Origin of the sequence: Bradyrhizobium sp. AZCC 1588, from assembly GCF_036924735.1 — a bacterium.
Lineage (GTDB): Bacteria > Pseudomonadota > Alphaproteobacteria > Rhizobiales > Xanthobacteraceae > Bradyrhizobium.
Genome location: NZ_JAZHSC010000001.1, coordinates 1,777,518 through 1,789,751 on the forward strand (window position 1 = coordinate 1,777,518; position 12,234 = coordinate 1,789,751).

Annotated in this window: 10 protein-coding genes; 7 read left to right on the forward strand and 3 right to left on the reverse strand. The window is 62.6% G+C overall.

The window, feature by feature from the left end; genetic code table 11:
* Window positions 1–381: 381 nt before the first annotated feature.
* Genes V1277_RS08235 through V1277_RS08250 form a run of 4 tightly spaced genes read left to right on the forward strand, consistent with a single transcriptional unit; the run spans window position 382 to window position 4,533 of the window.
* Window positions 382–1,455: an efflux RND transporter periplasmic adaptor subunit gene (locus V1277_RS08235; RefSeq protein WP_334415752.1), complete on the forward strand. Its 1,074-nt coding sequence runs from the start codon at window positions 382–384 to the stop codon at window positions 1,453–1,455.
* A 47-nt stretch (window positions 1,456–1,502) separates the two neighbouring features.
* The gene (locus tag V1277_RS08240) at window positions 1,503–2,183 is read left to right on the forward strand and encodes an ABC transporter ATP-binding protein (RefSeq protein ID WP_028347190.1); all 681 of its coding nucleotides are present in this window, start codon (window positions 1,503–1,505) and stop codon (window positions 2,181–2,183) included.
* A complete protein-coding gene (locus V1277_RS08245; RefSeq protein WP_028347191.1) occupies window positions 2,180–3,340 on the forward strand; it encodes an ABC transporter permease in 1,161 nt (386 codons plus the stop codon). The genes V1277_RS08240 and V1277_RS08245 overlap by 4 nt, the downstream gene beginning before the upstream one ends.
* Window positions 3,341–3,342: 2 nt before the next feature.
* On the forward strand, window positions 3,343–4,533 hold the full coding sequence (locus tag V1277_RS08250) for an ABC transporter permease (RefSeq protein ID WP_334415753.1): 1,191 nt from the start codon (window positions 3,343–3,345) through the stop codon (window positions 4,531–4,533).
* A gap of 6 nt (window positions 4,534–4,539) precedes the next feature.
* Here V1277_RS08250 and V1277_RS08255 read toward each other — a convergent pair whose 3' ends face one another.
* Window positions 4,540–5,517 (reverse strand): Bug family tripartite tricarboxylate transporter substrate binding protein, encoded by a 978-nt coding sequence (locus V1277_RS08255; protein WP_334415754.1) that lies wholly within the window; start codon window positions 5,515–5,517, stop codon window positions 4,540–4,542.
* A gap of 224 nt (window positions 5,518–5,741) precedes the next feature.
* Between V1277_RS08255 and V1277_RS08260 the strand changes: the two genes are divergently transcribed.
* Window positions 5,742–6,686: a LysR family transcriptional regulator gene (locus tag V1277_RS08260; protein WP_334415755.1), complete on the forward strand. Its 945-nt coding sequence runs from the start codon at window positions 5,742–5,744 to the stop codon at window positions 6,684–6,686.
* A gap of 67 nt (window positions 6,687–6,753) precedes the next feature.
* Here V1277_RS08260 and V1277_RS08265 read toward each other — a convergent pair whose 3' ends face one another.
* On the reverse strand, window positions 6,754–7,500 hold the full coding sequence (locus tag V1277_RS08265; RefSeq protein WP_334415756.1) for a carbonic anhydrase family protein: 747 nt from the start codon (window positions 7,498–7,500) through the stop codon (window positions 6,754–6,756).
* 38 nt (window positions 7,501–7,538) lie between these two features.
* Entirely contained in the window at window positions 7,539–7,973 is a 435-nt protein-coding gene (locus V1277_RS34950) for a DUF992 domain-containing protein (protein ID WP_442894458.1), read from the reverse strand.
* A 724-nt stretch (window positions 7,974–8,697) separates the two neighbouring features.
* Between V1277_RS34950 and V1277_RS08270 the strand changes: the two genes are divergently transcribed.
* Both V1277_RS08270 and V1277_RS08275 read left to right on the forward strand, forming a co-directional pair.
* Window positions 8,698–11,376, forward strand: coding sequence for a flavin-containing monooxygenase (locus V1277_RS08270; protein ID WP_334415757.1), 2,679 nt, complete (start codon window positions 8,698–8,700; stop codon window positions 11,374–11,376).
* Window positions 11,377–11,651: 275 nt separating this feature from the next.
* Window positions 11,652–12,152 (forward strand): L-2-amino-thiazoline-4-carboxylic acid hydrolase, encoded by a 501-nt coding sequence (locus V1277_RS08275; protein WP_334415758.1) that lies wholly within the window; start codon window positions 11,652–11,654, stop codon window positions 12,150–12,152.
* Window positions 12,153–12,234 lie beyond the last annotated feature (82 nt).

Here is a 12,234-nt window from a genome sequence, read left to right on the forward strand (position 1 = left end):
ATGACAGGGTTCCCATTGCAAGATTTTGCCGGGTTTTGAGGTCATTTCAGGATCATAGGCGTCTACGCAAGGGATTAGCGATGCTGACGGCCTGGCAATTGGCGGTGCGGCGGATACAACTCTTGCTGGTTCCAAGAATTGCTTCTATCGCCATTAGGCTTTAGATTTCCGCAATTCGCTCGTCGAAAAATGGGCGCCGCCTGGCGCGCGCGAGAGCTGAACGTGATCTACAACCGAGCCGGGGTCGCCGCCTCACGAAAAAGCTGAGGGCTCGACCGCTGCTATGGCGAGATGTGTAGATCGGCTGTAAGAGAGACCGCCCGCGCGAGAACGATGTTGCCCGCGCGGAAGCTGCAGCGAGCAGCCGGATGGAAATGAACGATGCGCGAAGACAAGAGCAAATTGCTGAGATCGCTGACCATCGATCGCAGCGCCAGCAAGGTGGAGCGACCGAAGAGCCGCTGGCTGCCGATCTCGGCGGCCGTTGCCGCCTGCGTCATCGTCGCATTTGCCGCCTTTGCCGCCTTCGAATTGCGCAGGCAGGACCAGCACAAAGAGACGACGTCACAAACCGCACCGCAGCCCGCCTCACAGTCGCAAGCGCAGCAGCAGCCGCAGCAGGGCGCAACGAATGGCAAGGCGGCCGGCAGCCTGGCGGCGTCCGGCTATGTGGTGGCGCGCCGCAAGGCAACCGTTGCGGCCGAGATCACCGGCAAGGTGGTCGAGGTCTTCACCGACGAAGGCAGGACGGTGACCGAAGGGCAAGTCGTCGCGCGGCTCGACAGCGTGCTGGCTGAAAGGGACTATGAACTGGCGCGCTCGCGTGTCGAGACCGCCGACGCCGCCGTCGCCGCGATCACCGCCGATCTTGAGGATGCGACCCGGATCATGTCGCGGGTACAGACATTGTCGCAGAAGAACTTTGCCACCGAGGCCGATCTGACCAAGGCGCAGGCTCGGGTCGGCGTGCTCAGCGCGCAATTGCGCCAGGCGCAGTCGCAACTCGAGACCGCCAAGATCGACGCCAAACGCAGCGGCTCGATGCTCGACAAGCATCAAATCCGCGCACCGTTTGCCGGCGTCGTCATCGACCGCAGCGCGCAACCCGGTGAGATGATTTCGCCGATGTCGGTCGGCGGCTACACCCGCACCGGCATCTGCACCATCGTCGACATGGATTCGATCGAAATCGAGGTCGACGTCAACGAGGCCTTCATCGGCCGCGTCACCCCCGGCGGCCCCGTAAACGCGGTGCTGGATGCCTATCCGGACTGGACCATTCCCGCCTCCGTCATCGCGATCGTGCCGACTGCAAACCGCGAGAAGGCCACGGTGAAGGTCCGCATTCGCTTCGAAAAGAAGGATCCGCGCATCCTGCCCGACATGGCGGTGAAGGTGAATTTTATGCGCGAGGCCAAGGCGAACGGCTCCGCCGACGCCGGCGCCGCGAACTAGCTCCCGACCGCTTCAAAGAGGAGACAAACGTGACAGCCGAACACCCGATGGTCCGCCTTACCGGCGTAAGCAAGCGTTTCACCAAGGGCAAGGAAACCATCTCAATTTTCGACCACCTCGATCTTGCGATTCCCCGCGGCGATTTCGTCGCCATGATGGGGCCATCGGGTTCGGGCAAGACGACGCTACTCAACCTGCTGGGCGGCATCGATCGCGTCGACGCGGGAGAGATTGCGGTGGCGGACCATCGCATCGACGGCCTCTCCGAGGGAGAATTGGCAGCCTGGCGGGCCGCCAATATCGGCTTCATTTTCCAGTTCTATAATCTGATGCCGATGCTGACGGCGGCGCAGAACGTGGAATTGCCGCTGTTGCTCACCAAATTGCGCAGCAAAGAGCGCGCCGAGCGTGTTCACACCGCGCTTTCCGTGGTCGGGCTTGCCGATCGCGTCAAGCACCGTCCGCGCGAAATGTCGGGCGGCCAGCAGCAGCGCGTGGCGATTGCGCGCGCCATCGTCTCGGACCCGAACCTGTTGCTGTGCGACGAACCGACCGGCGATCTCGACCGTCAATCCGCCGACGAAATCTTATCGATCCTGCAACTGCTCAACGGCGAGCTCGGCAAGACCATCGTGATGGTTACCCACGATCCCGCGGCGGCAAACTATGCCAAGCGCGTCTTGCATCTCGACAAGGGCCGCTTCGTCGAACGGGAGCTTGCCGCGTGAACGACTTCGATCTGGTACGGAAAAACCTGTTCCGCCGCAAGTTGCGCGCGAGCCTGATGATCGTGTCGATCCTGATCGCCTTCATGATCTTCGGCGTGCTCGCCGGATTCTACCGTGCCTTCACAGCCGGCGAGGATGCCGCCGCCGCTGATCGGATGATCACGGTCAACAAGATCAACTTCACCCAGCCGATGCCGATCGCCTATTTCAACCGCGTAAAAGCGGTAGAAGGGGTGCGGCAGGTGACCTTCGCCAACTGGTTCGGCGGTTACTATCAGGATCCCAAGAACTTCATCATGGCGCTCGCGATCGAGCCAAACACCTATTTCGACGTCTATCGCAGCGAAATCGACGTTCCTCCCGAGCAGCTTCAGGCCTTCATACGCGACCGCGGCAGCGCGGTGGTCGGTGAAACGCTGGCGCAGAAGTGGGGCTGGAAGATCGGCGATCGGATTCCTCTCAATAGCAACATCTTCAGCCAGAAGAGCGGTGGTCACACCTGGGATCTCACCATTGTCGGCATCGCCAAGGGCAAGGCCCAGCACGTCGATACCAACTTCCTCCTGTTCCAGTATCCCTATTTCGACGAGACCCGCAGCTTCGGAAAGGACACCATCGGCTGGATGATCCTGCAGACCACCTCGCCCGAAAACAACGACCGCGTGGCCAAGACCATCGACGCGATGTTCGCGAACTCCACCGCCGAGACCTCGACCGACACCGAAAAAGCATTCGGCAAGGCGTTCGCGGCGCAGTTCGGCAATATCGCCCTGATCGTGCTATTGGTGGTCGGTGCGGCCTTCGTCACCATCCTGATGATCGTCGGCAACACCATGGCGCTCTCGATCCGCGAGCGCACCCGCGAGATCGGCGTGCTGAAGACGCTCGGCTTCTCAGGTCCGCGGATCCTGACGATGGTGCTCGGCGAATCCGTGCTGCTGGCGCTGCTCGGCGGCATTCCGGGCCTTGCGATTGCGGCGCTGATTGCGATGGCGCTCCGCACCAGCCTCGCCAACATCGCGCCCGCGTTTGCTGTATCACCAACGATAGCGCTGCAGGGGCTGGCGCTGATGATCGCGCTGGGGCTTATCACCGGGATCATCCCGGCGCTCAACGCCATGCGGCTCAAAATTGCAACCGCGCTCGGACGGGGATAGGCATGCGTTCGCTTTGGCTTCAAGTGGCGGCGGTCACCGCCATCAATCTCAAGAGCATCTCGCAGCGCCGCTGGCTCTCGCTCTCGACGGTGATCGCGATCGCACTGGTGGTGATCGTGTTGCTCGCATTCCTGGCGATGGCCAACGGCTTCCAGCGTACGATTGCGGGATCCGGCGCCGATGACATTGCCATCGTGCTGCGGGCCGGCTCGCAGGCCGAGATCAACAGCACCGTGAGCCGCGATCAGGTGCGGCTGATCGAGGATGGACCCGGCATCGCGCGCGGCAGCGACGGCAAGCCGCTGATCTCGCCGGAACTCTATCTTGTGGTCGACGGCATCAAACGCACCACCAAGACCAAGGCCAATCTACCGCTGCGCGGGATCGGCGAACAGGGCTCCGAGTTGCGCAAGGACGTTCGCATCACCGCAGGCCGCATGTTCAGTCGCGGCAGTAACGAAGTAGTGGTCGGCAAGGCATTGCTGCGGGAATTTGAAGGGCTAGACCTCGGCTCTACCGTATCGTTCGGCGCCACGCGCTGGACCGTCGTCGGCGTGTTCGAGGCCGGCGGCAGCGTGTTCGAATCCGAGATCTGGGCCGATCTTTCCGTGGTCCAGAGCCTGTTCAATCGCAACAACATCGTGCAGACCGTGCGCGCGCGACTCACCGGACCGGCCGCACTGAATGAGCTCAAAAGCTTCAGCGACAACGATCCACGGCTGAAGCTCGACGTCAAATCCGAAGCGAGTTACTTCGCCGAACAGGCGTCGCAAACCTCCGACCTGATTCAGAAACTCGGCTGGCCGCTGGCGATCGCGATGGCGCTCGGAGCTGTCGCCGGAGCGCTCAACACCATGTATTCGTCGGTCGCCGCGCGCGCGACGGAAATCGCAACGCTGCGCGCCATCGGCTTCGGCGGCTTCCCAGCTTTTGTCGGAACATTGGCCGAATCGCTGTTGCTCGCCGTCATCGGCGGCCTGTTAGGGGCGGCCGCTACCTTTCTGATCTTCGATGGCGTCACGGCGTCGACGCTTGGCGGCAACTTCACCCAGGTGGTGTTCGACTTCAAGCTGAGCCCGTGGCTGATCGCCGAGGGCGTGATGCTCGCACTGATCGTGGGCCTGATCGGCGGGCTGTTTCCGGCGCTACGCGCCGCGCGATTGCCGATCGTCGAAGGCCTGTACGCGAACTGAAACGCCCTATTCGCCTTTAAGGCCTGCCACGCGGATCACCTCGCTCCATTTCCGTGTCTCGTCGTCGATGAACTTGCCGAATTCGGCGGCCGAGCCGGCGCGTGTTTCCAGCCCCTGGGCGAACAGTTTCTGTTTCACCTCGGGGTCGGCGAGCGCGCGATTGATCTCTTGCTGCATCCGCTCGACGATCGGCTGTGGCGTTCCTGCCGGCGCCATGAAGCCGAACCATCCCGAGGCCACCACGTTGGGAAAGCCCTGCTCGCGCAAGGTCGGAGCCTGCGGGTAGATCGCGCTGCGCTCGGCCGAGGCGACACCCAGCACACGGAAATCGCCGTTCTGGATGTGCGGCAACGCCGTGCTGATCGCAGTCAGTGTGGCATCGACGCGGCCGGCGAGCAGCTCCGTGTAGGCCATCGCATCGCCGCGGTACTGCACGTTGAGCCCCTTGACCCCGGCGTCTCTCAGCAGCAACTCGGCCGCCAAATGCGGTTGAGAGCCCGCGCCCGGCGAGGCGAAGGTCAGGCCGTCCGGCTGCGACTTGCCGTAGGCGATCATCTCCTGCAAATTCTTGAAGCTCGCCTTGGCGTTGACGATCAGGAACAGCGGCGCCATGACGGTCATTGCCACCGGCTGCAGATCCTTGCGCTCGTACTTCAGTTTTCCGAACAGCGCTTCGGCGGTGGCATAGGGCGCGGCGGCATAGAGGAAGGTGTATCCGTCCGGTGCGGCGCGCGCGACCAACTCGTTGGCAATGCGCGTGCCCGCCCCCGGCTTGTTCTCGACGATGAACTGTTGCCCCAGGCTGCGCCCGAACTGCTCGGCCAGGATACGCAGCGAGATGTCGTTTGCCCCGCCGGCGCCGTAGGGCGACACCAGCCGCACCAGCCGTGACGGCCAATTGCCTTCGGCGAATGCCTCGAAGCCGGAGCTTGCCGAGAGGCAGGCGGCGATGGTCCCGAGCAAGGTTCGGCGTGTGACTTTCATGAATGCCTCTTCTTGAGCCGCCTGAACATGCGGGGCAGCCCGTCGCGTCCATCCCATTTTTATTCGAGCCACATTGGCGCGATCGCACTGCTGGATCGCCGGGCCCTTCTTCCTATCGAGGCTGCAACGATAGATACGCGCTTTCTATCGAACAATGTGTATTTTTTGACCGATTGATAAGCTTGACCTATGAATACAGAAACGACGATGCTGGGGGACGCGACATGGCGATGGATGTGACAGTGCGGCAGTTGCGCGCCTATGTGGCCGTGCTGGAGACCGCGAGCTTCTCGGAAGCCGCCAAGGCCATGCACTTGTCGCAGGCGGCGCTGTCGGGCCTGATCAAAGAGCTCGAGAGCCGCGTCGGCGTCCGCCTCTTGGACCGCACCACCCGCAAGGTTTCTGCGTCTAGCGTCGGCGAGACCTTTGCACCGATGGCGCGGCGCGTGCTGTCGAACCTCGACGAGGCGCTGGAGAGCCTGACCAACCTGAAGGAGCTGCGCCGCGGGTTGGTGCGCGTAGCCGCGCCCGAGACCTTATCGTGCACGCTGCTGCCGGAGCTGATCGCTGAATACACTAATAGCCATCCCGGCGTGGACGTCCGCTTTGACGACGTGCCGATCCAGGAGGTGCTGGCGGGCTTGCAGAACGGCTCTACCGACATCGGCTTCGGGCCGGCCGGCGTCGTTCCCGATCAATCAATGGAGGTGCACATGATTTGCGCCGACCCGCTCTGGGCAGCGTTGCGCAGCGATGACCCGCTGGCAAAAGGCAAGTCGGTCAGTTGGAAGGATCTGCGCCAGCGGCCCCTGCTCAACTACATGCCCAACATCGCGGTCAACGTGTTGAGCAACGTGCCGCCTAGGCATCACCCAAAGGAGCTGGTGCCGGTGCATCGGGTGAACACCGCGCTATCGATGCTGCGCGTGAGACAAGGCGCCGTGATCTGCCCCTCGATGGCGGAGCCGCTGGTGCGTGGCTTCGGACTGACGTTCCTGCCGCTGCTGCAGCCGGCCGTCAAATGGAAGATCGCGATGTTCGTACGACACAGCGCATCGCTCTCGCCGGCCGTGGAGAGTTTTCGCGACTTCACGCTGGATTTCAGCCCGAACTGGGCGGCCACAGGAATCGAGCGCCGCCGCGCTGACGGGCGGCAGAAGACTGTCTAGCGAAGGGCGTCGTCCGACAGGTCGGCACGTTGGAACGGCACGTCAGTTTACCAAAACACGACGAGCTTCAGGCCAAGAACTCCACCGCGCCCGTTTCGAGATTGTACATAGCCCCTGCAATGTCGATACTGTCTTTGGCTTCCAGCTCGGCAAGCACCGGACTGCCTTTCCGAATGTTTGCGACAGTCATCTCGACGTTCGTTCGCGCGACAGCGTTGACGAAATCGTAGTTCTTCGCGGATCGCTCACCCGTGTATTTCGTCGCTTCGACTGCCGGTTTGATCTTGCCAAGCAATCCCGTTAGGTTGCCCAATTCCGCATTGTCGATCGCGCCCTTGATCGCACCGCACGCGGTGTGACCCATTACGAGCACGACCTTCGCGCCGGAAAGTTTGCAGGCAAACTCGAGGCTGCCGAGAATATCGGCGTTTTCGACATTGCCGGCGACGCGGCAGTTGAAGATGTCGCCGATACCGAGATCCATGATCACCTCGGCCGGTGCACGGGAGTCTATACAAGTCAGCAACGCCGCGGCAGGATACTGTCCAGAGGCGCTTGCCTTCTGTTCACGAAGATAGTTGCGCTCCTTCCGTTCGCCTCTGCGAAAGCGCTGGTTTCCATTCTTCATGGCCTGGATGATTTGATCGGGCCTCATTTTATCCCGCTGCGCCTTGGTCAGCGCGTCGGCATATGTCGGAGTCACTAAGCCGCCGGCACCGGCTAGACCCAGAGCGGTTGCGCTACCTGCCAGCTTGAGAAAATTCCGGCGACCTAAACAGTTGCAGTCCCGAGGATGTTCGTACTTCTGGCGCATATGTTATCTCCCACGAGCAAACGCTTCGACACAATGGCCTACCGCAATTCGAGCCTGCCAATCTCCAGAGCGACCTGTCGCTCGGAAGCAATCGGTTGCAGCGATATCCTCCGCTGCGAAACACCGATCAGCTTCGCTCCACTACCCAATTCAACTGGAGGATCTCCGCCGGCTCGGACGTAACTTCCTCTCAGCGAGCCACGTGGCAGCGAGGTGGTCGGCGCAAACACCACCCATCCCATTGAGTCCCCCCTCGCTCCGGACTCAAGACCAAAGCCGTTGACCGTGCCTGAATATACGTGGGGCGGTCCACGATCGTCGTGCTCGAAACGACATCGCATATGTTGCTGTGATCCAACGGGCGCCTGCATCTTGCAGGTAAGCAGTCCGGCTTTCACCACGCTTTGGGCGGGGGCCGGCGTCACGGAGAAGCAAACAAGAATGGCTATGGGCGGCAACCATGCATGCTTCATCGCAACGCTCCTAACGAACAGTTGGATCCGATGCCAACATTGTAGAGATCGGAACCAAGCGAGTGGCTATGCTGTCAGCGGCAGTCGCTTTCACCCAGAACCGTAGCTCCAACCCTCCAAGGTAGTTTAGCCCTGAGTGTCGGCTTAATACCGGCGTTTTCACGTGCAGCAGCAAGGCTTGTGTGCGCAAGAGCATCACATGCGGAGCGATGCTGAAACTTGGCAGATGTTGGGGCGTGCTCGAATGAAAATGACGCGCTCACGCAACTCTCCATTCGTCAGCCTCGACGAGCCAAATACCAATGAGGCAACTTATCAGATTTTCACATAGCGTTTCAATGAAAGTGAGAGAAAGATAGCCTCGGGGCCCTGCTCGGTGGCGCCCCGAACATAATGCCTGCGAAGCCTTTGGAAGATCGCCCCGTCTCGTCGGCCTGATCGGAGATAACATCGGCTCCCACCCGACTGGATGGGAAGGGCGCCGCGCAGCGCGTTTATTGATCGTCCCTGGCGCGCAAACGTGCTGAGCGAACGGCGAGCGCGTGTAGCGACGCGCATCGCGGATAAGTCGCTGCTTCATACGGAGTAATTCGTGAAACCGCTGGTCGGACTCTGCGGCAGCGCGCGTCTGCAGCAAACATCCAATGATTGTATTTGGCCTGATGACAAACTGAACGCGCGGCAGTAGCCTCCTCCAAACTATAAAACATACGGGAGGAGTGGCATGCCAGACGCAGCGGTCGCAGCACGTTCTTCTGAAACGACAAACAGCGGCACGACACAACAGGTCGATGTCGCGGTCGTTGGTGCCGGGTTTGCCGGCCTCTATCTCCTGCATCGCTTGCGCAAGGCCGGCTTCTCGGCGGTCGTGATCGAGGAGGCCGGCGACGTCGGCGGCACCTGGTACTGGAACCGCTATCCCGGCGCGCGCTGCGACATCCAGACCATCGACTACAGCTACACCTTCGATCCCGAGTTGGAGAGCACGTGGCAATGGTCGGAGAAATACGCAACGCAACCCGAGATCCTGCGCTATCTCGGCTTCGTTGCCGATCGATATGAGTTGCGGCGCGACATCCGCTTTGGCGCCAAGGTCACGGCGGCAAATTGGGATGAGGCGGCCGAACGCTGGCGGCTCACGACCAGCAATGGCGCCAGCGTTTCCTGCCGCTATTACATCATGGCGACCGGCTGCCTCTCTGCGCCGAAGCCGCCGGAGATCGACGGCGTCAAGGATTTTAAGGGCGAGGTCTATTTCACCGGCCGCTGGCCGCACGAAGAGGTCAAGCTTGCCGGCAAGCGCATCGCCGTCATCGGCACCGGATCATCGGGCATCCAGTCGATCCCGCTGCTCGCCGAGCAGGCCGCGCATCTCATCGTTTTCCAGCGCACGCCGAATTTCGCCCTTCCTGCCCACAACGGTCCTGCGCCGGCGGACCGCCTCGCACTGCTGCAGGGCGACCGCGCCGGCTATCGCGAGCAGGCGCGGTGGTCGCTCGCGGGCGTCCCCTATCCGCAACAGATGGCGGTGAGCTGGCAGTTGAGCGATGCCGAGCGCCGCGAGCGCTTCGAGCAGGCCTGGGCCGCCGGCGATCTCGTCCACATCCTGACCCAGCTCTGGGCCGACCAGGGCGTCGACGTCGACGGCAATGCGCTGCTCGCCGACCTGATCCGCGAGAAGATCCAAACCATCGTCAAGGACCCGGAGACGGCTGATACGTTGACCCCGCGCGACCATCCGTTCGGTGCCAAGCGTCCCTGCCTCGATACCAACTACTACGCTACGTTCAACCGCCCCAACGTCACGCTGGTGAATCTGCGGCAGGAGCCGATCACGTCGATTACAGCCTCGGGCGTCACGACCGACAAGCGCACGTTCGACGTCGATGTGATCGTGTTCGCCACCGGTTTTGACGCCATGACCGGCGCCATCAAGGCGGTTCATCCGATCACAGGCCGCGATGGCAAGTCGCTGTCCGACGTCTGGGCCAACGGTCCGCAGACCTATCTCGGGCTCACGGTCTCGGGCTTTCCCAATCTGTTCCTGATCACGGGCCCGGGCAGCCCATCGGTGCTGTCGAACATGGCGGTCTCGATCGAGCAGCATGCCGACTGGGTGGTCGACCGGCTGGCGGCGATGCGCGAGGCCGGCTTCACGACCATCGACGCGACCGAGACGGCGCAGGCCGGCTGGGCGCAGCACATGGCCGACTGTTCGACGCTGACGCTGCATCGGCTCGCCAACACCTGGTACACGGGCGCCAACGTGCCCGGCAAGGCGCAAGGCGTAATGCCCTATACCGGCGGCGTCGGCCCCTATCGCAGTATCTGCAACGAGGTCGTCGCCCGCGGCATGCTCGGCTTCAAACTGACCGGCCCGAACGTTTCGGAGCAATGCAACGACGGCCAGGTCGTACGCCTGCAGCCGGACGTGCGGCTGGTGCTCGGCATGCTGGCGGAGATGAACCTGCCGGCGATCGAGTCGCTCGGCGCCCAGGGCGCTCGCGACTTCCTCACCGAATTCAACAAGAGCCGTCCCGCCGGTCGGCCCGTCGGAGAAGTCGGCGACGGCGTGCTGCACGGCGCCGATGGTCTGCTGCAGTATCGCCTGTATCGGCCGGCAACGCCCGGGCCGCATCCGATCGTGGTCTATTTCCACGGCGGCGGCTGGGTGCTCGGCGACGAGCAATCCGATGATCCGTTCTGCCGCGACATCTGCCGCCGCAGCGGGATGATCGTCGTCAGCGTCGGCTATCGCCATGCGCCCGAGCATCGCTTCCCCGCCGCCGCCGAAGATGGCTATGCGGCAACGCGCTGGATCGCCGAGCATGCCACCGAACTCGGCGGCAGAGCGGGACCGGTGCTGGTCGCGGGCTGGAGCGCCGGCGCCAATATCGCCACCGTCACCTGCCAACTCGCACGCGACCGCGGCGGGCCAGAGATCGCAGGCCAGCTCCTGGTGTGCCCGGCCACCGATTGCAGGTTCGACCGTCCATCCTATGCCGAGAATGCGGTCGGCTATTTCCTGACGCGTGCGCTGATGTTCTGGTTCTGGGATATCTATTGTTCGCCCGCGGACCGCACCGACCCGCGCGCCTCGCCGCTGCGCGGCAATCTGGCGAACCTGCCGCCGGCGTTCGTGGCGACCTGCGAGTTCGATCCGCTGCGTGACGAGGGGATCGAATATGCCGAGGCGATGGCGGCCGCAGGTGTGCCGGTCGAGCAACTGCAGGCGCGTGGCCACATCCACTCGTCTCTTATGATGGTGGATGTGGTGATCACCGGCGTCAGCGGACGTACCAAGATGGCGGAAGCGTTGCGCGGTTTTGCGGGGTTGCCGCGAAAGCTGGAAGAGAGCGGCGAAGGCACTTCGCCGATCGCGGTCAACGCAGCTGCAGGATAGGCGCGCAAGGCAGCGGCCGCTCGACTTCATTCGAGCGGCCCAAAGATTTGAACCGCTCACGATCGGCGTATGCTGCTTTGGCGCCGGCCTGGGGTGGCAATCGATAACCCATCCTGGTTCGAATTGTCCGGTCTCCCGCCCCATGCCTGAGCGTGCCGCATCTCATCGATGGTCATGCATCAGATTTTCTAAGCCAATCGCCCAGCTTATCTCGCTTGCGCTCGCCTCGCCGGCCGCAATATCTCGCTGGAGATCGGAATCGAAAGGAGCCTGCGATGAATGTGCTCGACGATTATATGGTCGATCCCCGCCTGTCGCTGTTGGACAAAACGCGGATCCAGGCGCAGGTGCTGGTGCCGATGCTGCGGGCGCTGCGCGCCGAACTGGGCCAGGAAAAGGCCGATGCGATTGCGCGACAAGCCTTGCGCGACTGGTCGAAGGCGCTGTTCGCCGCCATCGGCGAGAGTGTCGAGGGCAGCGCGCGGCGTAAATGGGCGACCATGCATACCGCGCTTGCCGAAGTCACCGAGCGGGAGGTAACGGTCGAGATGCGCCGCCACGACAACGAGGCGCTGGAATTCGACGTCACGCATTGCCGGTTCGCGGAATTCTTCCGCGTGCTGGGCGAGCCGGAGCTCGGTGCGTTGCTGGTCTGCGCCACCGACTTCGATATCGTTGCCGCCGGCGGCAACGAGGTCAGCCTCAGGCGCGACCAGACCCTGATGCAGGGCGCGCCGAGTTGCACGTTCCGCTACGCATTCGCACCGCGATCATGATTCGCGCCAGCGTTAACGCCGCAGAAATCTCGTGAAAAAAGCCCCTAGTTGCGTATGATGTATCGCAAGAAGCCGGGCTGAC